The following is a 21,322-nucleotide window of genomic DNA, read 5'->3' on the forward strand; positions in this document are numbered from 1 at the left end:
CTTATAGATGCGGGAGGCATGCCGCCCGCCGTCATGCGACCGGCTCGGGCTGGGCCGCGCCCTGCGGGGCCGCGTCCCGCTCCAGGGCCTCCAGCGCGCCCAGAACGCCAAGCGCGCGCAAGCGCTCCAATTGCAGGGCCAGCGCTTCGACGAAGGCGGGCTTCCTGCCCAGCTCCCCGAACACGGGCCGGAATCCGGCCAGCACCGTGGCGCGCCGCTGCGCCGCCTGCGACGGAGCCGAGGCGGTGGCGGCCACGTCGGCGCGCGCCAGCAGCTTGGCCAGCGCCTCGGCCAGCGGGTCCTGGATGGAATAGGCGTTGCCCAGCTCATCGCATCCGCGCAGATAGTGCAGCCATGCCGCCACGGCCAGGGCCAGCCGGCTGAAATCGTCTCCCCGGCGCAGACGGTCGCGGATGGCGGCGAGCAGGCGCTGCGGCACCTTCTGCGAACCGTCCATGGCGATCTGCCGCGTAAGGTGCGGCAGCGCCGGATTGGCGACGCGCGCCAGGAAGCGCTGGCGGTACTCATCCAGCCCCGATTCGGAAACGCCGCGCAGCGTGGGCGCGATTTCCAGCCGCATCATGTCATCGACATAGCGGCGCAGCGCGGGCGTGGCGGCCGCCTCGCTATTGGTGCGCAGCCCCAGCATCGCGCCCAGGTAGGCGAACGCGGAATGCGGCCCGTTGACCATGCGCAGCTTGAGGCGCTCGTATGGCGCGGCGACGCGCACGAAGGTCGCGCCGCCCGCGACATGCCAGGCGGGCCTGCCAGCGGCGAACTTGTCCTCGATGACCCAGTTCAGGTAGGGCTCCCCCACCACGGGCCATGCGTCCTCCACGCCCAGCCGTTTCGCCACCCGCGCGCGGTCTTCGTCCCGGGTGCCGGGCACGATGCGGTCCACCATGGAGTTCGGGAAGGTGCAGTTCTTGTCGATCCAGGCGGCCAGGCATACGTCCACCCGCAGCGCGAAAGCCAGCACCAGGCTGCGCAAGGTATCGCCATTGGCGTGCAGGTTGTCGCAGGAAAGCAGCGTGACCGGGGGCAGGCTCCGTTCGCGCCGCAGCGCCAAGCCGTACACCAGCATGCCGATGGTGCTGCGCGGCCGGTCCGGGTGCTCAAGATCGTGCGCGATGTCCGGGTCGTCCCAGCGCAGGTAGCCGGTGGACGGTTCGTGGCTGTAGCCTTTCTCGGTCACGGTCAGGCTGACGATGCGCGTCTGCGGATAGGCGATGCGCTCCAGCACCGCGTTGGGATCTTCCTCGGCCACCACGATCCGCAGCACGGCCCCGATTACCCGCAACTGTTCGCGGGCCTGTCCGTCCGGACCGGCGTCGCGCAGCGCCAGGGTGTACAGGCCGTCCTGGGGCGTCAGCGCATCGCGCGTGGCGGGGCTGCGCATCGAAACGCCCACGATGCCCCAGCTCAGGTCCCCGCTGGCCGCCATGGCCAGGTCAGTCACCGCCGCCTGGTGGGCGCGATGGAAGGCGCCGATACCCAGATGCACGATGCCCGGAGTCACCCGGCTCCGGTCGTAGGCGGGCAGTTCCACATCCTGGGGAAGATACTGCAGGGACTCCGAATTCAGGCGTTCGAGCATGGGTTACCAGTGCCATAGTGCGCCATCATGCGCCTGCCGGTTGACCGGCAGGTAGGCGCGTTGGTAGGGATATCTGGCGGCGAGCTTTTCGTCGATGTCGACGCCATGGCCCGGCGCGTCGCCAGGGTATAGCATGCCCTGGTCGAAGCTGTAAGCATGGGGAAACACCGCGTCGGTCTCGTCGGTGTGCCGCATGTATTCCTGGATGCCGAAATTCGGCACCCACAGGTCGAAATGCAGGGCCGCGCCCATGCAGGCCGGCGACAGATCGGTGGCGCCATGGCAGCCGGTCCTCACCTGATAGAGCGCGGCCAGGTCGGCGATGCGGCGCAAATGCGTGATGCCGCCCGCGTGCACCACCGTGGCGCGGATATAGTCGATCAACTGATGCTCGATCAGGTCCTTGCAATCCCAGATGCTGTTGAAGATTTCACCCACGGCCAGCGGCGTGACCGTATGCTGGCGGATCAGCCGGAAGGCTTCCTGGTTCTCGGCGGGCGTGGCGTCCTCCATCCAGAACAGACGGTACGGCTCCAGCGCCTTGCCCAGGCGGCCGGCCTCGATGGGCGTCAGCCTGTGATGCACGTCGTGCAGCAGATGCGTTTCCCAGCCTACGGCGTCGCGCAGCCGCTGGAACAGGCGCGGCGCGTGGTCCAGGTATTTTTCCGTGGACCAGTCGTGCTCGGATGGCAGCGAACCATCGGCCGGCTCGTAGAACATGCGGCCGCGGCCCACGCCATACACGGCGTTCAGCCCCGGAACCCCGCTCTGCGCTCGGATGGCCAGGTAGCCCATTTCGCGGTAGCGCAGCACCTCGTCCACGGTTTCGTCGATGTCGCGGCCATTGGCGTGGCCGTAGACCATGACGCCCGTGCGGCTCTTGCCGCCCAGCAGCTGATACAGCGGCATGCCGGCCGCCTTGGCTTTGATGTCCCACAATGCCGTGTCCACGGCGGCGATGGCCGACATGGTGACCGGCCCGCGCCGCCAGTAGGCGCCGCGGTACAGGTATTGCCAGATGTCCTCGATCTGCTGCGGGTCGCGGCCGATCAGGCAGGGAATCACGTGCTCGGTCAGGTACGCCGCCACGGCCAGCTCGCGGCCGTTGAGCGTGGCGTCGCCGATGCCATGCAGGCCTTCGTCGGTTTCGATCTTCAAGGTGACGAAGTTGCGGCCGGGGCTGCAGACGATAACGCGCGCTTGGGTGATCTTCATGAGTGGTCCTGTGGAATGCTGGAAACCCCTGGCCGAAGCCGGACGCCTACATCACCGCGCCCAACTGCCAAGGCACGAATTCGTTCTGGCCGTAGCCGTGCTCCTCGCTGCGCGTGCGCCGGCCGGAGGCCGTCTCGAGCATCAGGCGGAAGATGCGCTCGCCCATCTCGGCCACGCTTTGCGCGCCGTCGACGACCTCGCCGCAATTGATGTCGATGTCGTCGGACTGGCGCCGCCACAGCGCCGTGTTGGTCGACAGCTTCAGAGACGGCGCGGGCGCGCAGCCATAGGCCGATCCGCGGCCCGTGGTGAAACAGATCAGGTTGGCGCCGCCGGCGACCTGGCCGGTGGCGGAAACCGGGTCATAGCCCGGCGTGTCCATGAACACCAGCCCCTGCTCGCGGACCGTCTCGGCGTACTCGTATACGTCGGCCAGCCGGGTCGTGCCGCTCTTGGCGATGGCGCCCAGGGACTTTTCCAGGATGGTGGTCAGCCCGCCCGCCTTGTTGCCGGCCGAGGGGTTGTTGTCCATCTCGGCATCGTTGCGGGCGCAGTAGTCCTCCCACCAGCGCAAGCGGGCCAGCAGCTTGGCCGCGACCTCGGGCGAGGCCGCGCGCCGCGTGAGCAGATGCTCGCCGCCGTAGATCTCCGGCGTCTCCGACAGGATCGCGGTGCCGCCGTGGCGCACCAGCAGGTCCACGGCGGCGCCCAGCGCGGGATTGGCGCTGATGCCCGAGTAGCCGTCGGAGCCGCCGCATTGCAGGCCCACGGTCAGCTTGCCCGCCGGCACGGGCTGGCGGCGGACGCGGTCGGCCTGCGCCAGCATGGCGCGCACCAGTTCGATGCCGCGCTCCACCGTCTTGCGCGTGCCGCCGGTCTCCTGGATGTTGAAGGTATGCAGCAGCCCGCTTTCGCGCAGCCCCTCTTGCTCCATCAGGCCGCCGATCTGGTTGGTCTCGCAGCCCAGGCCCAGCACCAGCAGGCCCCCGAAATTGGGATGCCTGGCGTAGCCGCCGAGCGTGCGGCGCAGCAGGCGGAGAGGCTCGCCTTCGCTGCCCGTGGCGCAGCCCGCGCCGTGCGTCAGCGCCACCACGCCGTCCACGTTGGGATGGCCGGCCAGCGCATCCGGATGGATGTCGCGGCGGAAGTGGTCCGCGATGGCGCGGGCGGCCGTGGCGGAACAGTTCACGCTGGTGAGGATGCCGATGTAGTTGCGGGTGGCGACGCGGCCGTCGGCCCTCACGATGCCCTCGAACTGCGCGGGCGCATCGACGTAGTCGGTGGCGCGCGCGTCGGCGCCCACCGCGTAGTCGCGCTCGAAGTCGGAGAACTCCAGGTTCTGGGTGTGGACATGGGCGCCGGCGGCGATGTCGCACCGCGCCACGCCGATGATCTGGTTGTAGCGCCGCACCGGCTCGCCGGCGGCGATGGCCCTCGTCGCCACCTTGTGCCCGGGCGGCACCAGCCCGCGCACGGTGACGTCTTCGCCCGCCAGGCGCGTGCCGCCGGCCAGCTGCCGCCTGGCGATGACCACGTTGTCCGCCGGATGGATGCGTATGACCGCGGTATCGGTTTCAGACATGGATGGCTCCTGGCGCGCGCGCCGCTAACCGTCGATCAGCGACGGATCCCAGGCGTGGACGCGCTGGCGCTGCTCGCCCAGTCCGGCGATGCCCAGCCGCATCTCGTCTCCCGCCTTCAGGTAGATGGGAGCTGGCTTCTGGCCCATCCCTACGCCGGGCGGCGTGCCGGTGCTGATCAGATCGCCCGGGTACAGGGTCATGAAGCGGCTGACATATGCCACCAACTGCGCCACGCCGAACACCATGGTCCGGGTGCTGCCGTTCTGATAGCGCTTGCCGTTGACGTCCAGCCACATGTCCAGCGCCTGCGGATCGGCGATTTCGTCGGCGGTGGCCAGCCACGGACCGACCGGGCCGAAGGTGTCGCAGCCCTTGCCCTTGTCCCAGGTGCCGCCGCGCTCGATCTGGTATTCGCGTTCGGATACGTCATTGACCACGCAATATCCCGCCACGTGCTTCATGGCGTCGGCCTCGCTGACGTAACGGGCCTGCTCGCCGATCACCACGCCCAGTTCGACCTCCCAGTCGGTCTTGACGGAGCCTTGCGGCAGCACCACCGGATCGTTGCAGCCAACCAAGGCCGAGGTGGGCTTCATGAAGATCACCGGCTCGGCCGGCACCGGCAGTCCGGACTCCGCCGCGTGGTCGGCGTAGTTGAGACCGATGCAGATGAACTTGCCCATGCCGCTCCAGGGCGGAGCCAATCGGCCGGGGCGGTCCACCAGCGGCAGGCTGGCCGGGTCCAGTTCGCGCAACGGCGCCAGGCCGGCGCGCGTGAGCGTGGCGGCGGCAATGTCCGGCACGACGGCCGACAGGTCCCGCACTTGCCCGCTGGCATCCAGCATCCCGGGTTTCTCCGCGCCTTTCGCTCCATAGCGCAACAATTTCATCGCATGTTCCTCTTGTGTAAGCGTTGAATATTCAGTTCGACCAGCCGCCGTCGATGATCTGGGCGGTGCCCGTGGTGAAGGCCGACTCGTCACTGGCAAGATACACCGCCAGCAACGCGATTTCCGCGGCGCTGCCGATGCGGCCCATGGGCTGGCGGGCGACGAAGGCGGCTTCCACGGCCGCCAGGGTCTGCCCGCCGGCGCTCGCCTGCGCCTCGATGCGCTGGCGCAATGAGGGCGACTCCACGGTGCCCGGGCAGATGGCGTTGCAACGTATGCCCTGGCTCACGTAGTCCGCGGCCACGGATTTGGTCAGCCCGATCACCGCCGCCTTGGTGGCGCCATAGACGCAGCGGTTGGGCGCGCCCTTGATGCTTGAAGCCACCGAAGCCATATTGACGATGGAGCCCCCGCCTCGCGCCAGCATGCCCGGCAGGCAGGCCCGGATCATGCGGTACATGGATTTCACGTTCAACTCGAACGAGAAATCCCAGGCTCGTTCGTCGCAATCCAGGATGGTCCCGGCGTGCACGAAGCCTGCGCCGTTGAACAATACGTCCACCGGCCCCGCTTCGGCGGCCAGTGCTGCGGCGGCGCCGGCGCCGGTCACGTCCAGCGTGCGGCGCCGGCATCCCGCCAGCGTCTCCAGCGCTTCGCCGTTGAGGTCCACCGCCAGCACGTCGGCGCCTTCGCGCGCATAGGCCTCGGCCACGGCCCGGCCTATGCCCTGCCCGGCGGCGGTAACGATGGCGGTCTTGCCTTGCAGTCTTCCAGTCATGGCGATTTCCTCATTATTTGGCCATGCCCATGGCCGTGGGCAGCCAGAGCGTGATCTGCGGGATATAGGTGATGGCGATCAAGGCCAGGAACAGCGGCACGAGCCACGGCAGGATGGCGACCGTGGTCCGTTCCACCGACAGCCTGGACACGCGCGCCAGCACGAACAGCACCATGCCCATGGGCGGGTGCAGCAGGCCGATCATCAGGTTCAGCGTCATGATCAGGCCGAAGTGGATGGGATCTATGCCCAGCTTGAGCACGATGGGCAGCAGGATGGGCACCAGGATGGTGATCGCGGCGATGGTGTCGATGAAGCAGCCCACGATCAGGATCAGCACGTTGGCCATCAGCAGGAACACCCATTTGTTCTGCGTCACGCTGAGAATGCCGTCGGTCAGCGCCTGGGCGGCCTGCGTGGTGGTGAGCAGCCAGGCGAACACCGAGGCGGCGGTGACGATGAAAAGCACGGACGCGGTGGTCTCGATGGTGTCGAAAGAGGCCTTGACCAGGGTCCGCAGGGTCATGGAACGGTAGCGCACCAGGCCCAGGAACAGCGCCCATATCACGGCGGCAACGGCAGCCTCGGTGGGCGTGAACCAGCCCAGCGTCATGCCGCCGATCAGGATGACGGGGGCCATCAGCGCCATCACGGCCGAGAAGTTGTAGCGCCAGTCCAGCGCCAGCAGCAAGGCGAAGGCGATGCCCGCGGCCAGGTTCGCCGACACGCCGAACTCGGTCATGAGCCAGATCGCCATCGGAAACGCCAGCACGATGCACACTTCCAACGTGGCGCCGCCCAGCCGCTTCCAATCGAAGGACACGTCGCCGCCCCAGTTGTTGCGGCGGGCGTAGTAGGCCACGGTCAGCATCATCAGCAGGGTCAGCACCGCGCCGGGAATCAGGCCGGCCAGGAACAGCGAGCCGATCGACACGTTGGCCATCATGCCGTAGATGACGAAAGGCAGCGACGGCGGAATGATGGGGCCCAGCGTGGCCGAGGCCGCCGTCACGCCCACCGCGAACTCGGTCTGGTAGCCGTGGTCCTTCATGGCCTTGATCTCGATGGTGCCCAGGCCCGCGGCGTCGGCGATCGCCGTGCCCGACATGCCCGCGAACACCACCGAGCCGATGATGTTCACCTGCCCCAGGCCGCCGCGCATCCAGCCCACCAGCGCCACGGCGAAGTTGTAGATGCGGCCGGTGATGCCGGCGATGTTCATCAGGTTGCCGGCCAGGATGAAGAACGGCACCGCCAGCAGCGGAAAGGACTCCACGCCCGCGATCATGCGCTGCGCGACCACCACGTCGGGCACGCTGCCCGAAATCAGCACGAACAGCAGCGATGCGCCCGCCATGGCCACCGCCACCGGCAGGCCGAAAATCATCAACAGCAGAAAGGTTCCGATCAGTATGCCCATGTCTCGCTTCCGGTTGTCGTTATCGGATTCCGGGAGCCTCCCCGGATAGCCTGCCCTAGTCCTGAGGATCGTAGGCCGCGGGGTTTTCGAGGATGGAGTAGCCCTGGCGCCAATTGCACATCGACACCTGCACGGAGCGCAAGAACATCAAGGCGAATCCCGCCAGCGCCACCCAGTAGACGTAGGCCTTGTTCCAGAACAGCGTGGTCATGGGTTCGTCGCCCACCAGCACGATGTAGCGGTAGGTGAGCCACACCGCATAGCCGAAGAACGCCGTGCGCAGCAGATCGATGACGGTTGCCAGGACGCGCCCGGCAGGGCGAGGCAGGTAGCGGTACAGAAAGTCCACCTGGATGTGGCGGCAGGCGCGCACGCACATGGCCGAGCCCAGGAACACCACGCCGATCAGGCAGTAGACGGCCAGCTCTTCGGTCCAGGCGTAGGAGTCGTTCAGCACATAGCGCGAGAAGAATTGCAGGAAGACCAGCAGCGCCATGACCCAGAAGATGGCCAGGCAGATCCAGTCCTCGGGCTGGTAGCCCGCCAGGCTGACCTCGTGGCGGTCGGCCTCCTCGAAACTGTGGACGATCTCCTCCGCCGTGGCCGGCGGCGGCTGCTGCCCGGCTGGCCGGGCGGGGTTGTTGCTGGCGGCCGCCATGACGGCGGCCTTGGCATCGGAATGCATGGCGTTCCCCTTGCGCGGAATCGGATGGGTCGGAACGGGGCCGCCAGGGCGGCCCCGGGCGCGCTCACTTCACGGCCTGGATCCGTTCCCAATCCGATTTTTCGTAGCCGTATTGCTTGAACGGCACTTTCTCCAGCACGGTGCCGCGGAAGTCCTGGACGTTCACCTCCGCCACGTTCAGGCCGCGCTTGCGGAAGACCTCGACCATCTTCTTCTCGCTTTCCGCCACCTCGGCGGACGCCTTCTCCGCCGCCTGCTGAGCAACCTCGGAGAAGATCTTCTTGTCTTCGTCCGACAGGCTCTTCCACAACTTGCCCGAGATGACGGTATTCAAGTGATCGACAATGTGGCCCGTGAGGATGATGTTCTTCTGCACCTCGTAGAACTTCTTGGCCTCGATGGTGGTGAGCGGGTTCTCCTGCGCCTCCACGGTGCCGTTCTGCAAGGCCAGGTAGACCTCGGCGAAGGCGATCGGCGCGGTGTTGGCGCCGCAGGCGCGCGGCATGGCCAGGTAGGCGGCCACGTCGGGCACGCGGATCTTCAGGCCCTTCATCTCGGAACACTGGGTGAAGGGGCGGTTGGACGTGGTCTGGCGCGTGCCGTAGTACGTGGTGGCGACGATGTGGTTGCCGCTCTTCTCGTCGTAGCCGCGCGTGAGCTCCTTGTAGATGTCGCTCTTGGTGTAGGCGATCAGGTGCGCGGGATCGCGGAAAGTGTAGGGATAGTAGGTGACGCCGATGCGCGGGAAGCTCTTGGCCGCGAAGCTGGAGCCCGAAATGATGATGTCCACCGTGCCCAGGATCAGGCCCTGGTTGATGTCGTTTTCCTTGCCCAGCTGCGAGGCGGGGTACACGTCGATCTGGTAGCGGCCATTGGTGCGTTTGCCGATCTCCTGCGCCGCCCAGACGGAGGCGGTGTGGAAAGGTTCGGATGTCTCGTACACGTGGGCCCACTTGAGCTTGGTCTGCGCCAGCACGCTGCCGCTGGCGGCGAGCGCCAGGGCGGCAACCAGCGCCTTGACGGCGTTGCCTAGGTTCATGTCGTCTCCTCGTTGTTTTTCGGATGCCCGGCCCGGCGGCCCGTCGTGAGCCGCCAGCGGGTCATGCTTCAACTACAAGTTGCACCTTGGTACTGCGACTGCGATCCGCCGCCAGCTCGAAGGCCTCGAACGCCCGCGACAACGGCAACTGCGCGCTCATCAGGGGCCGCACGTCCACCTTGCGCGTACGCAGGTAGGAGACGGCCCAATCGAACTCCACGCCCGCGCGGAACGCGCCGACATAGTCGAGCTCTCGCGCCATGATGTTGTTGGCCGGGAACGCGATGCCCTCGGCGGGCAGCGTTCCGACCTGCACGATCCGGCCGCCGCGCCGCGTCGCGGCCAGGCAGGTCGCCAGCGCGGCTGGGCTGCCGGCGGCCTCGATACTGACGTCCGCGATATCGGCCAGCTCGGCGGACGCGGCCCGGTCGCTGCGCACGGCCTCGTCGGCGCCGATCAAGCGCGCCATCTCCAGCGGCCGGTCGGCGATGTCCGCGACGATCACGCGTGCCGCGCCCGCCAGCCTGGCGGCCAGCACGGTCATGCAGCCTATCGTGCCGCCGCCCGTCACGAGCACGGTCTTGCCCATCAGCGGGCCGGCGCGGTTGACCCCGTGCAGGCCGATGGACAGCGGCTCGGCACAGGCGATTTCGCCCAGCGAGACACCCTCTTCAGGCACCGGCGTGAGCTGCCGTTCTCCCATCGCGAAGCGCTCGCGGAACATGCCTTGCACGTGCGGGTAGACGCTGGCGCTGCCGAGGAAACGCATGTTGCGGCAAAGATTGCCGCGGCCGGCGCGGCAATAATCGCAGCCGCCGCAAGGATGCGAGGGATTGATGGCGACCTTCATGCCCGGCGCCACCGAGCGCACGGCCTCGCCGGTGCGCAGCACCACGCCCGAAGCCTCATGGCCGGGGATGAGAGGTTCGCGGATGACGAAAGCGCCCACGCGGCCATGCAGGAAGTAATGCAGGTCGGATCCGCAGATGCCCGCCGCGCCCAGCCTCAGCTCTACCTCGTGCGGCGCCAGCGGCGCGACTTCGTCCGGTTCCAGGCGCAGGTCGCGCGCCCCGTGGATGCGGCAGGCCAGCGTCATGACGGCGTGCTCCGCGTCCGGACCAAGCGGCTTCTGCGCGCGATGCTCATGGTTCCATCTGCTCCCGGCTGTCGACTTGCAGGCCGGGCGCGTCGGCGCCGGGCCAGCTTGCGGTGAGGCGATCGTGCGAGCAGGCCAAATGGTGGTGCATGGCGGCGCGCGCCCCGCGGTCGTCTCCGGCGCGGATGGCGTCGATCACCTTGCGGTGCTCGGCGATGGCGGCGGCCCAGCTTGCGGGATTCTCGAAGTAGTCGCCCAGTTTCACGGACAGGGGGTTGTGGCGCTCGTCGAACAGCTCGCTCACCACGCGCACCAGCACCGCGTTGTTCGCCATCTCGGCGACGCGCAGGTGGAACAGCCGGTCGCCGCGGATGGGCACGTTGCCGGCAAGCGCCTCGTCTTCCATGGTCCCGACGGCTTCGGCCAGCCCGTCCACCAGCGCGGGCGTGTTGCGCAACGCCGCCTGCGCGGCCAGCTCGCCCTCGATCACCTGGCGGGCCCGTATGGTTTCCAGCGGGCTCTCGGCCGTCAGGCTGGTGCGTGGGGCCCCAGCCAGGCTCTGCACATAGACGCCCGAACCCATGCGGACTTCCACCCAGCCTTCGACCTCCAGGGCGATCAACGCCTCGCGCACCGAAGGGCGGGACACGCCCAGCTTGAGCGCCAGATCGCGCTCGGGCGGCAGGCGCGCGCCGGCCGGGAACTCGCCCGCCTCGATCAGCAGCCGGAGCTGGTCGGCGATCTGGCGGTACAGGCGGCGGGGTTCGATGGTCTGGATAGGCATGGACTGCGATGCAAAATGAGGAACTCGGGCAAAAAGGTAAAGTGGCCTTACCAATTGACCAAAATCTTGCGCCGGTCCCGGATGCGTCACAATTAGGGTTTGCCCAAAGACACGCGCGATGGCCGCGCGGGCAATGCATATCTGTTAAAAAGCCGCCACACCCAGCCCACTTTCCGCACCCATGTCACAGAACCCGCATCACTCGCCCTACAAGAGCACAGGCGGCCTGCGTCGCATCCTGAACGCGCTGCGCTACTCCCTGCAGGGCCTGCAGGCCGCGATCAAGTACGAGGCGGCCTTCCGCCAGGAACTGGCGCTGGCCGTCCTGATGATCCCGGCCGCGTTCTTCCTGGGCCGGACCACGGTCGAGGTGTTTTTCCTGGTGGGCACGGTGATCATGGTGCTGGCGGCGGAGCTGCTGAATTCCGCCATCGAAGCGCTGGCCGACGCGCTGTCCGTCGAATCGCACCCGCTCCTGGGGCGGGCCAAGGACCTCGGCAGCGCCGCCGTGATGCTGCTGCTGATCTTCGCAGGAATGGTCTGGATAGGCGTCGCCATCAGCCGTTTCGTCATGCATTGACACGGCTTGGCATCTCCCCGGAGATGCGCCGCTATTTATACTGGGAGCCATGATGCCTAGATCGACGTCGGACCCCTCTGAGCGCATTGTCATCGTCGGCGGCGGCGCCGGCGGCCTGGAACTGGCTTCCAAGCTGGGCCGCATCCACGGGCGGCAGCACATCACCCTGGTCGACAGCCGGCCCTTCCACATCTGGAAGCCCTCCTTGCATGAGGCGGCGGCCGGCACGCTGGACATCCACCAGGAGGGCCTGTCCTACCTGATGCTGGCCCACATGAACGGCTTTTCGTTCGCGCAGGGCCGCCTCGACAGCGTGGACCGCGACCGCCGCCGGATCGTGCTGGACGCGGTGAGCGACGCCCAAGGCCAAGAAGTCCTGCCCCGCCGCGAGCTGGCCTATGACACGCTGGTGCTGGCCCTGGGCAGCACTTCCAATTTCTTCAATACGCCCGGCGCGGCCGAGCACGCCGTCACGCTGGACACCACGGAAAACGCCGAACAGTTCCGCCTGACCATGCTCAAGGCGATGGCGCAGGTGGACCTGGCCAAGGTCAGCAATCCATCGGCCCGGCTGGACCTGGTGATCGTGGGCGGCGGCGCCACCGGCGTCGAGCTCGCCGTGGAACTGGTGGAAGCCAGCCACGTGGTCAGCGCCTACGGCCTGCCCAACTTCCGTGCCGAACGCGATCTGGCCATCACGCTGGTCGAAGGCGCTCCGCGCATCCTGTCGGCGCTGCCAGAGAAGATATCGGTGGCGGCCACCAACCGGCTCACCGAACTGGGCATCCGAGTGGAAACCTCGTGCCGGGTGTCGGAAGTCACCGCCAGCACCGTCCGGACGGCGGACGGCCGCGAGATCCCCGCCCAACTCTGCATGTGGGCAGCGGGCATCCAGGGGCCGGCCCTGCTCGCCGAACTCGGGCTGCCGCAGAACAAGCTGGGCCAGCTGGAGGTCAACGAGCGGCTGGAAACGCCCGATCCGCACGTCGTGGCGCTGGGCGACTGCTGCGCCGCGCCCTGGCGCGACGGCCGCACCGTGCCCGCCCGCGCGCAGGCGGCGCACCAGGAGGCCGATTACCTGGCGAAGAAGCTCACCGCGCGCTTGCGCCACGCTGCCGAGCCCACGGAACCCTATGTCTACCAGGATCACGGCTCGCTGGTTTCACTAGGCCAGGACGCGGGCGTGGGCAGCCTGATGGGCAAGCTGGCCGGACGGGGCCTCTTCGTAAGCGGTACACTGGCGCGCCTGATGTACATGAGCCTGCACCTGATGCACCACAAAGCCGTGCTGGGCATCTCGCGCACCGCCTCCCTGGCCCTCGCCCGCCTGCTCATGCGGCGCACGCGCCCCCGGGTCAAACTGCACTGAATCCCCATGAACTTCATCCAAAAACTCGAACACGCCTGGACCGCCAGCAACTCGCTCCTGCAAGTCGGGCTCGATCCCGACCCGCAGCGCTTCCCCCGCGAACTGCAAGGCAAGCCGGACGCCATCTTCCAGTTCTGCCGCGACATCGTCGACGCCACCGCGCCGTATGCCTGCAGCTTCAAGCCGCAGATCGCCTACTTCGCGGCCCACCGCGCCGAGGACCAGCTGGAAGCGCTGTGCCAGCATATCCGCGACAAGCATCCCGACCTGCCCATCGTGCTCGACGCCAAGCGCGGCGACATCGGCTCCACCGCGGAAAACTACGCGCGCGAAGCCTATGAGCGCTACCAGGCGCATGCGCTCACGGTCAGCCCCTATATGGGCCTGGACTCGGTCGAACCCTACCTGGCCTGGCGCGACCGCGGGGTGATCGTGCTGTGCCGCACGTCCAATCCCGGCGGTTCCGACCTGCAATTCCTGAAGATGGATGACGGCCAGCCGCTGTACCTGCACGTGGCTGGCCTGGTGGCCGATAAATGGAACGCCAACGGCCAGTGCGGCCTGGTGGTGGGCGCCACGTTCCCCAACGAACTGGCCGCCGTGCGCCAGCGCATCGGCGACGCCCTGCCCCTGCTCGTCCCGGGCATCGGCGCCCAGGGCGGCGACATCACCGCGACCGTGAACGCCGGCGCCAACGCGGCCCGCAACGGCATGATGATCAATTCGTCGCGCGCCATCATCTATGCAAGCGGCGGCGACGACTGGCGCGAGGCCGCCGGCACGGCGGCGCAGGGCCTGCGCGACGCGATCAACGCGGTCCGCTGACCGCGAGGGCTCAGCGCCGGTTGACCGGCGCCCCCAGCACCTCCAGCGTGCCACGCAAGGCGTAGTCCACCGCTGCCTGGCGCACTTGCGCGCGGTCGCCCGGGAACACGTGGGTGACCGCGCGGCTGCTGATGCCGTCGCCGGTGCGCACGGCGAAGCCGAAGCACACCATGCCGACCGGCTTGCCCGGCGTGGCGCCGCCCGGCCCCGCGATGCCGGTCGTGGACACCGCCACATGCGCGGCGGGAGACGCCAGCAGAACGCCGTTGGCCATTTCCAGGGCCACGGGCTCGCTGACCGCCCCGAAGTGATGCAGCGCGTCGGGCGAAACGTCCAGCTCGGACACCTTGGCGTCGTTGCTGTACGTGACGAAACCGCGCTCGAACCATTCGCTGGACCCCGCCACCGCCGTGATGGCGCCGGCCAGCAGCCCGCCAGTGCAGGATTCCGCCGTGCCCAGCATCCAGCCCTTGCGCCGCAAGGCATCGCCCAGCAGCTCGGCCAGGCCCAGCGAGGTCGCCTGAGCCAGCTCCGCGGCCGACAGGCCGGACCGAAGATTCTGTTGTTCGCTCATCCCAAGACTCCTGTGCGCACCACCAGCGCCATGACCAGCAAGGCATAGCCAGCCGCCACGATGTCGTCCCACATGACGCCGAAACCGCCCTTGATGTGGGCGTCGAAAAACTTGATGGGAGGCGGCTTGACGATGTCGAAGGTGCGGAACAGCACGAACGCCAAGGACTGCGTCAGCCAGCCCTCCGGCGTCAGCCAGAGCACCAGCCAGAACGCCACCATCTCGTCCCAAACCATTCCGACATGATCCGGCTGCTGGAGTTCGCGGCCGACGCGATGGCAGGCCCAGCATCCGTAGAGGAACGCCACGGCGAGGAACACGCCCACCGCCAGGTCCGACGCGGCAGGCGCCGCGGCGACCCAGATGGCCCAGGCCAACAGCGTGCCCCACGTGCCCGAGGCCGGCCGGATCAGGCCGCTGCCCAGGCCGAACGCGATCAGCCGGCCGGGATCGCGGCAGACCCAGGACAACGACGGATAGGCGGCCCGGGTACGGTCGCGCATCGAGGGGGATCGGGTATCGGAGGACGGCATGTCTGGGGCTTGGAAGAATCTGTGAGCAGGGATCAATCCGCAGGAAAATGATCGTAGCCGCGCGGCAGGCCGGCCATCGGCTGCCCGCCGGCATCGAGTACCGTGAGGCCAGGTTCGGCCTGGATCTCGCCCACGCGCGTCACGCGCGCGCCGGCCTTCCGGCCCACGGCCAGGACGGCCTCGCGGCGGTCGGCCGGCGCCGTGAAACACAGTTGGTAGACATCGCCGCCGCCCAACACGGCACGGCGCAGCTGCGCGTCCGCGACGCCGGCCAGCGCCGCCGCGACCGGCATATCCGCATAGCGCAGCGCGGCGCCCGCCGCGCTGGCCTTCAGCACGTGGCCCAGGTCTTGCAGCAGCCCGTCCGAAATATCGATCGCCGCGTGCGCGATACCGCGCAGCGCCAGGCCCAGCGCCACCTGAGGCTCGGGGCGTTCCAACGCGTCGCGGGTGGCCGCGAGCAAGGCGGGGTCGGTGGGATACTGGCCGTCCAGCAGGCGGTAGGCGACGTCGGCCGCCCCCAGCTCGCCGGACACCCAGATGTCGTCGCCGGCCTGCGCGCCGTCCCGGCGCAAGGCGAGCCCGGCAGGCACGGCGCCGAACACGGTGACACTGATGGCCAGGTCGTGGCCGCTGCGGGTGGTGTCGCCACCGATCAGCGGGCAGCCGTGAGCGGCGGCCAGCGCATGGAAGCCCTCGGCAAAGGCCGCCACCCAGGGCTCGTCCAGCCTCGGCAGGGCCAGGCCCAGCACACAGCCGATCGGGCGCGCGCCCATGGCGGCCAGGTCCGACAGGTTGACCGCCAGGGCCTTGTGCCCCAGCGCCTTCGGATCCACGTCGGGAAAGAAATGGCGGCCTTCCAGCAGCAAGTCCGTGCTGGTGGCCACCTGCTCGCCGGGCGGAACCGGGAACAGGGCGCAATCATCGCCCACCCCCAGCAGGCCGGCAGGGGCCGCGCGGGTGAAATAGCGCGCGATCAAATCAAATTCGGACGCCAAGGCAACTCCGCAGTCCGGCACGTCGGGCCGGCATTGAATCCCACGGGGGCTTGCCGCCCCCACAAATCATGCGGAGTGCCCCGCACAACCAGGAAGAAACCCCAACCCAACCCTCGCGTGGCAAGAAACAGGTGCCCCCAAAACCGGGCCGCGCGGATCCGGCTCCGCCGGTCCGCAGAGGCGCCCCCCTGGGGGGGAAGCGCGCAGCGCTTCGGGGGGGGGACCTACTTTCGCGCAGCGGCTTGGACCTCGTGCGAACGCACGTCGGCAGCCAGCTTGTCGAGCACGCCGTTGACGAACTTGAACCCGTCCGTGCCGCCGAAGGACTTGGCCAGCTCGACGGCTTCATTGATGGCGACCTTGTACGGAACTTCGACGTGATGGATCAGTTCGAAGCTGCCGATCAGCAGGATGCCATGCTCGACAGGCGACAACTCGGCCAGCGGGCGGTCGACGTAGGGCGTGAAACGTTCGCGCAGCGTGGGCGCTTCGCGCAGAACGCCATGCAGCAGAGTCTTGAACCACTGCGCGTCGGCCTCGGAGAAATCCTCGGTGTCGCGCAGATGGGCGTCGATCTCGCCGGCGTCCTGCGTGCCTTCGCCGCCGCGCAGCAGCCACGCGTACACGCCCTGCAACGCGAATTCGCGTGCACGGCGCCGGGCGCTGCGCGCGTTGGCGCGGGCTTGCGCCGCGCTATCAGCGCTGGTCGTCGTCTTCTTCGTCGTCAAAATCTTCGTCCTCGTCTTCGTCGTCTTCGTCCTCTTCCTCGGGTTCCAGGGCTGCCACCAGGTTGGCCATTTCAACGGCCACCTGGGCGCAATCGCGGCCCTTGCCGGCAGCGCGGGCCTGCGCCTGCTCGTCGGTGTCGACGGTCAGCACGCCATTGGCGACGGGGATGCCGGTTTCGAGGGAGATACGGGTGATTGCCGTGGCCATTTCATTGCTGACCACTTCAAAGTGATAGGTTTCGCCGCGGATGACCGCGCCCAGCGCGATCAAGGCGTCGAATTCGAACGTTTCGGCCATGTGGGACAGGGCCACGCCCAGTTCCAGGGCGCCGGGCACGGTGGCGACCATCACGTCGCGCTCGTCCACGCCCAGCTCGGCCAGTTCCTTCAGGCACGCTTCGAGCTCGGCCTGGCCGATTTCTTCATTGAAGCGGGCGCGTACGATGCCGATGTGCAGCCCTTCGCCATTCAGGTCGGGGGTAAGGATGTAAGGGTTCATGTGTCGGCCTTCAGAGTGTTGCGGGAGTGTTCGGAGGGTCGCAATCGTAACCCGTAATGGTGAGCGAGAAGCCCGCCATGCTGGGCATCTTGCGCGGGCGGGCCAGCAGCTTCATCCGGCCCACGTTCAAGTCGCGCAGAATCTGGGCGCCTATCCCGTAGGTACGCAGGCCGAAGCGGTCGGCGTTGGCGGGATTGGCGGAGGCTTTCGAGTCGCTCCAGCCTGCGATCTGGCCAAACAGATGCTCGGTGGAGGACTGGCAGTTCATCAGCACCAGCACGCCTGCCGGCGCGGCCGCGATGGCCTGCAGGGCCTGCGCCACGCCCCAGCTGTGCGGGCTGGCGCCGGTATCGAGCACGTCCAGCACGGACGCGGGCTCATGCACGCGCACCAGCGTCTCGACGTCCGGAGTCACGTTACCATGCACCAGCGCCAAATGGGCGGAGCCGGTGGCGGCGTCTTCGTAGGCGACGGCCTCGAAGGCGCCCCAGGCGGTCTGCATGGGCCGCTTGCCCACACGCTTCACGATGGATTCGTGTTCGCTGCGGTATTGGATCAGGTCCGCGATGGTGCCGATCTTCAGGCCGTGCTGGCGGGCGAATTCCACCAGATCGGGCAAGCGCGCCATGGTGCCGTCCGGCTTCAGGATCTCGCAGATCACCGCGGCCGGCGTCAGGCCGGCCATGGCGGTCAGGTCGCAGCCGGCCTCGGTGTGGCCCGCGCGCACCAGCACGCCGCCGGGAACGGCCCGGACCGGGAAAATGTGGCCCGGCTGGACCAGGTCGGAGGGCTTGGCGTCGCGCGACACCGCCACCTGGATGGTGCGGGCGCGGTCCGCGGCCGAAATACCGGTTTCTACGCCTTCGGCGGCCTCGATGGACTGCGTGAAGTTGGTGCCGTAGCGCGTGCCGTTGCGGGCCGCCATCAGGGGCAGGTCCAGCTGGCGGCAGCGCTCTTCGGTCAGGGTCAGGCACACCAAGCCGCGGCCGTGCGTCACCATGAAGTTGATGGCTTCGGGCGTGACGAATTCGGCGGCCATGACGAGGTCGCCTTCATTTTCGCGGTCTTCCTCGTCAACCAGGATGACGATACGGCCGGCGCGCAGCTCGGCGATGATCTCGGCGACCGAAGCGATACCGAAGGATTCCGGCTCGGAGCCGGGCAAGGGGGACAACTGGACGGACATGGCGGGCACGCAAACCAGGCGGGAAAGCCCGGATTTTACCGCCCCCGGAGGCAGAACCCCTATCCTGCCTTCCCGCCCCCGTCCAAATAGAGGCATCCGGTTAAACTTCCGGCCGGAGACCCTCCCTGAAAATTACGCTCCCACGAGGAAAAAACCCCATGCAAGCCCTTGCGGCCATGCCCTTGAGCGTCGCGGCGGCCGTCCGCGTCGTGCTGACCGATATCGACGACACGCTGACGACCGAGGGCCGCCTGCCGGCGGACGCCTACGCCGCGCTGGAACGCCTGGAACAGGCCGGCATCCAGGTGGTTCCGATCACGGGCCGCCCCGCCGGCTGGTGCGACCATATCGCCCGCATGTGGCCCGTGCGCGCCGTGGTCGGCGAAAATGGCGCGTTCTACTACGCCTACGACCGCCAGGCCCGCCGCATGACGACGCACTACTGGACGGACGCCGCCTCGCGCCAGGCCAGCCGCCGCAAGCTGGACGCCATCCGCGACCGCGTGCTGGCCGAGGTGCCCGGCGCGGCCGTGGCCAGCGACCAGGACTACCGCGTGGCCGACCTGGCCATCGACTTCTGCGAGGACGTGCCCGCCCTGCCCGATTCGGCCATCAGCCGTATCGTCGAAATCTTCCAGGAAGCCGGGGCCCAGGCCAAGGTCAGCTCCATCCACGTCAACGGCTGGTTCGGCGACTACGACAAGCTCACCATGACGCGCACGATGTTCCAGCGGGAATTCGGCGCGGACGTGGCCGGCGCGCTGGACAGCACGCTGTTCATCGGCGACTCCCCCAACGATGAACCGATGTTCGCCTACTTCCCGATCTCGGTCGGCGTGGCCAACATCCAGGCCCAGCTGCATCGCCTGACGCACCGCCCGGCCTTCGTCGCCGCCTTCCACGGCGGCGCGGGGTTCGTGGAAATGGCCGACCGGCTGCTTGCCGCGCGCGCCTCCCAAGCACAGCCGGCCTGAGGTCCGCAGACGTGGCGACATCCAAGACCCCTTCTTCCGCCGCCGCGAACGACGGCCGCCGCAGCATCCAGTCCATCGAGGTGGGCGTGCCGCTTCTGGCCGCCCTGGTCGACGCCGGCAAGCCCCTGACCCTGCGCGACCTGGCCGCGGGCGCCGGCATGACGTCCGCCAAGGCGCACCCTTACCTGGTCAGCTTCATCCGCGTCGGCCTGGTGCAGCAGGACGCCATCACGGGCCAATACGAACTCGGCCCCTTCGCCCTGCAAATGGGGCTGGTCAGCCTGCAGCGCCTGGATCCGGTGCGCATCGCCATGCCCGAGATCGCCAGGCTGCAGTCCGAAATCGGCCACACGCTGGGCATCGCCGTGCTCGGCTCGCACGGGCCCACCATGATCCACATGACCGAAGCCAGCTACCCGGTCCACGTGAACATGCGCAAGGGCACCGTGATGTCGATGCTGCACACCGCCACCGGCCTGGTGTTCGCCGCCTGGCTGCCGCCCAAGGTCAGCGAACACTACATCGCCCGCGAAGAAGGCGACACGGCCGTCATCGCCAGCATGCCGCCTCCGCGCAAGGAATCCCGGGCCAACATCGAGGCCCAACTGGCGGACATCCGCGTGCACGGCATGGCGCGGGCGCTGGGCAATCCCCTGCCCGGGGTCGACGCGCTGTCGGTGCCCGTGTTCGACAACACGGGCAACATCGTGCTGGCCCTGACCAGCCTGGGGCCCACCGGCCTGTTCGACGTTTCCTGGGACGGTGCGATCGCGCGTCCGCTGCTGGACTGCGCCCAGGAGATCTCGCGCAAACTGGGCTACCGCGCCTGAGTCAACTTCGCGCAAAAACGAACGCAAAACGAACATTTCGAACAAAAGACGAAAAGAAACACAGGGACTTTCCCAGGTGTGCCGTCCCCTCTTATGTGATTGAATTCAGGAAACATTCATCTACAAGAGGAGACACACCATGCACGCCTTGCGTCTATTGCAAGCGGCCGCCATTGCGGCGTTCGCATTCGGGGCCCCCGCCGCCCACGCCGCCGACACCTGCTCCAACCGCGGCGACCTGGACCAGATGTACTGCGACGCCAACAAGGACCTGGTGGCGGATACGCCCACCGACGCGTCCAAGCTCAAGACGCCGTCCACGCTGGTGTTCACCTACACTCCGGTGGAAGACCCGGCGGTCTATGAAGACATCTTCAAACCCTTCACCAAGCACCTGTCCGAATGCACGGGCAAGCGCGTCGTGTTCTACCAGGTGCAAAGCAACGCGGCTGAAATCGAGGCAATGCGCTCGGGCCGCCTGCACGTGGGCGGCTTCTCGACCGGCCCCACCGCCTTCGCCGTGAACATCGCAGGCGCCGTGCCGTTCGCGGTCAAGGGCTACGCCGACGGCTTCCAGGGCTACAACCTGATCGTCATCGTCAAGAAGGACAGCCCCTACCAGAAGCTGGCCGACCTGAAGGGCAAGAAGCTGGCCCATACCGCGCCGTCCTCCAACTCCGGCCACATGGCGCCGGTGGCGCTGTTCCCGAAGGAAGGCCTGACGCCCGACAAGGACTACAAGGTGATCTTCTCGGGCAAGCATGACCAGTCCGTGATGGGCGTGAACTCGGGCGACTACGATGCCGCCGCCGTGGCCTCGGACGTCTTCAAGCGCATGGTCGAACGCGGCCAGGTCAAGGAAGCCGACTTCCGCGTGATCTACCGCAGCGAGAAGTTCCCGACGTCCTCGTTCGCCTACGCGCATGACCTGGAGCCGAAGTTCCGCGACCAGATGCTCAAGTGCTTCTACGACTACCGCTTCCCCGCGGAAATGTCGAAGGCATTCGACGGCGCCGACCGTTTCTATCCCGTGACCTACCAGAAGGATTGGGCCATCGTCCGCCAGGTAGCCGAATCGGGCGGCGAAAGCTTCAACCGCGCCGCCTACGACCGCGAAACCGCCAAGAGCAAGAAGTAAG

General features: G+C 67.8%; 22 protein-coding genes. 6 read left to right on the forward strand and 16 right to left on the reverse strand.

Features of this window, described 5'->3' with window-relative positions; all coding sequences use genetic code 11:
• Positions 1-31 precede the first annotated feature (31 nt).
• The 10 genes from JL37_RS19595 to JL37_RS19640 form a co-directional block, all read right to left on the reverse strand.
• Positions 32-1,597 (reverse strand): mannitol dehydrogenase family protein, encoded by a 1,566-nt coding sequence (locus JL37_RS19595; protein ID WP_043546209.1) that lies wholly within the window; start codon positions 1,595-1,597, stop codon positions 32-34.
• A 3-nt stretch (positions 1,598-1,600) separates the two neighbouring features.
• Positions 1,601-2,812: a D-mannonate dehydratase ManD gene (manD, locus tag JL37_RS19600; protein WP_043546210.1), complete on the reverse strand. Its 1,212-nt coding sequence runs from the start codon at positions 2,810-2,812 to the stop codon at positions 1,601-1,603.
• A gap of 46 nt (positions 2,813-2,858) precedes the next feature.
• Positions 2,859-4,394, reverse strand: coding sequence for a UxaA family hydrolase (locus JL37_RS19605; RefSeq protein WP_043546211.1), 1,536 nt, complete (start codon positions 4,392-4,394; stop codon positions 2,859-2,861).
• 24 nt (positions 4,395-4,418) lie between these two features.
• Positions 4,419-5,285 carry a fumarylacetoacetate hydrolase family protein gene (locus JL37_RS19610; protein ID WP_043546212.1) on the reverse strand — a complete coding sequence of 289 codons (867 nt, stop codon included), beginning with the start codon at positions 5,283-5,285 and terminating at the stop codon, positions 4,419-4,421.
• A 31-nt stretch (positions 5,286-5,316) separates the two neighbouring features.
• Entirely contained in the window at positions 5,317-6,063 is a 747-nt protein-coding gene (locus JL37_RS19615; RefSeq protein ID WP_043546213.1) for an SDR family oxidoreductase, read from the reverse strand.
• A gap of 13 nt (positions 6,064-6,076) precedes the next feature.
• Positions 6,077-7,483 carry a TRAP transporter large permease gene (locus JL37_RS19620; protein WP_043546214.1) on the reverse strand — a complete coding sequence of 469 codons (1,407 nt, stop codon included), beginning with the start codon at positions 7,481-7,483 and terminating at the stop codon, positions 6,077-6,079.
• Between the two features lie 55 nt (positions 7,484-7,538).
• A complete protein-coding gene (locus tag JL37_RS19625; RefSeq protein WP_043546215.1) occupies positions 7,539-8,168 on the reverse strand; it encodes a TRAP transporter small permease in 630 nt (209 codons plus the stop codon).
• 64 nt (positions 8,169-8,232) lie between these two features.
• The gene (locus JL37_RS19630; protein ID WP_043546216.1) at positions 8,233-9,207 is read right to left on the reverse strand and encodes a sialic acid TRAP transporter substrate-binding protein SiaP; all 975 of its coding nucleotides are present in this window, start codon (positions 9,205-9,207) and stop codon (positions 8,233-8,235) included.
• A gap of 61 nt (positions 9,208-9,268) precedes the next feature.
• Positions 9,269-10,303 carry an L-idonate 5-dehydrogenase gene (locus tag JL37_RS19635; RefSeq protein ID WP_043546217.1) on the reverse strand — a complete coding sequence of 345 codons (1,035 nt, stop codon included), beginning with the start codon at positions 10,301-10,303 and terminating at the stop codon, positions 9,269-9,271.
• A gap of 46 nt (positions 10,304-10,349) precedes the next feature.
• The gene (locus JL37_RS19640) at positions 10,350-11,087 is read right to left on the reverse strand and encodes a FadR/GntR family transcriptional regulator (RefSeq protein WP_043546218.1); all 738 of its coding nucleotides are present in this window, start codon (positions 11,085-11,087) and stop codon (positions 10,350-10,352) included.
• A gap of 181 nt (positions 11,088-11,268) precedes the next feature.
• Here JL37_RS19640 and JL37_RS19645 point away from each other — a divergent pair, with 181 nt between their 5' ends.
• Genes JL37_RS19645 through pyrF form a run of 3 tightly spaced genes read left to right on the forward strand, consistent with a single transcriptional unit; the run spans position 11,269 to position 13,861 of the window.
• Positions 11,269-11,667 carry a diacylglycerol kinase gene (locus JL37_RS19645; RefSeq protein WP_043546219.1) on the forward strand — a complete coding sequence of 133 codons (399 nt, stop codon included), beginning with the start codon at positions 11,269-11,271 and terminating at the stop codon, positions 11,665-11,667.
• Positions 11,668-11,716: 49 nt separating this feature from the next.
• Positions 11,717-13,036 (forward strand): NAD(P)/FAD-dependent oxidoreductase, encoded by a 1,320-nt coding sequence (locus JL37_RS19650; RefSeq protein WP_043546220.1) that lies wholly within the window; start codon positions 11,717-11,719, stop codon positions 13,034-13,036.
• A 6-nt stretch (positions 13,037-13,042) separates the two neighbouring features.
• Positions 13,043-13,861, forward strand: coding sequence for an orotidine-5'-phosphate decarboxylase (gene pyrF, locus JL37_RS19655; protein ID WP_043546221.1), 819 nt, complete (start codon positions 13,043-13,045; stop codon positions 13,859-13,861).
• Between the two features lie 10 nt (positions 13,862-13,871).
• Here the strand turns inward: pyrF and JL37_RS19660 are convergent, their stop codons facing one another.
• From JL37_RS19660 to ribBA, 6 genes are all read right to left on the reverse strand, one after another.
• Positions 13,872-14,435 carry a CinA family protein gene (locus JL37_RS19660; protein ID WP_043546222.1) on the reverse strand — a complete coding sequence of 188 codons (564 nt, stop codon included), beginning with the start codon at positions 14,433-14,435 and terminating at the stop codon, positions 13,872-13,874.
• The gene (locus JL37_RS19665) at positions 14,432-14,938 is read right to left on the reverse strand and encodes a phosphatidylglycerophosphatase A (RefSeq protein WP_043546223.1); all 507 of its coding nucleotides are present in this window, start codon (positions 14,936-14,938) and stop codon (positions 14,432-14,434) included. The genes JL37_RS19660 and JL37_RS19665 overlap by 4 nt, the downstream gene beginning before the upstream one ends.
• 62 nt (positions 14,939-15,000) lie before the next feature.
• On the reverse strand, positions 15,001-15,966 hold the full coding sequence (gene thiL, locus JL37_RS19670; RefSeq protein ID WP_043546224.1) for a thiamine-phosphate kinase: 966 nt from the start codon (positions 15,964-15,966) through the stop codon (positions 15,001-15,003).
• Between the two features lie 224 nt (positions 15,967-16,190).
• Positions 16,191-16,694 carry a transcription antitermination factor NusB gene (gene nusB, locus JL37_RS19675; protein WP_043546225.1) on the reverse strand — a complete coding sequence of 168 codons (504 nt, stop codon included), beginning with the start codon at positions 16,692-16,694 and terminating at the stop codon, positions 16,191-16,193.
• A complete protein-coding gene (gene ribH / locus JL37_RS19680) occupies positions 16,663-17,193 on the reverse strand; it encodes a 6,7-dimethyl-8-ribityllumazine synthase (RefSeq protein ID WP_006391339.1) in 531 nt (176 codons plus the stop codon). The genes nusB and ribH overlap by 32 nt, the downstream gene beginning before the upstream one ends.
• A gap of 10 nt (positions 17,194-17,203) precedes the next feature.
• Positions 17,204-18,379, reverse strand: a complete 1,176-nt coding sequence (ribBA, locus tag JL37_RS19685) for a bifunctional 3,4-dihydroxy-2-butanone-4-phosphate synthase/GTP cyclohydrolase II (RefSeq protein ID WP_043546226.1) — start codon at positions 18,377-18,379, stop codon at positions 17,204-17,206.
• A gap of 158 nt (positions 18,380-18,537) precedes the next feature.
• On the opposite strand from ribBA, the gene JL37_RS19690 reads away from it, so the two are divergent.
• From JL37_RS19690 to phnD, 3 genes are all read left to right on the forward strand, one after another.
• Entirely contained in the window at positions 18,538-19,353 is an 816-nt protein-coding gene (locus tag JL37_RS19690) for an HAD-IIB family hydrolase (protein ID WP_043546227.1), read from the forward strand.
• A gap of 11 nt (positions 19,354-19,364) precedes the next feature.
• Positions 19,365-20,183, forward strand: a complete 819-nt coding sequence (locus JL37_RS19695) for an IclR family transcriptional regulator (RefSeq protein ID WP_043546228.1) — start codon at positions 19,365-19,367, stop codon at positions 20,181-20,183.
• Positions 20,184-20,322: 139 nt separating this feature from the next.
• Entirely contained in the window at positions 20,323-21,321 is a 999-nt protein-coding gene (gene phnD, locus JL37_RS19700; RefSeq protein ID WP_043546229.1) for a phosphate/phosphite/phosphonate ABC transporter substrate-binding protein, read from the forward strand.
• The last annotated feature ends 1 nt before the right edge of the window (position 21,322 follow it).

It is taken from the genome of Achromobacter sp. RTa (genome assembly GCF_000757485.1).
In the GTDB taxonomy this organism is placed as follows: Bacteria; Pseudomonadota; Gammaproteobacteria; order Burkholderiales; family Burkholderiaceae_B; genus Achromobacter.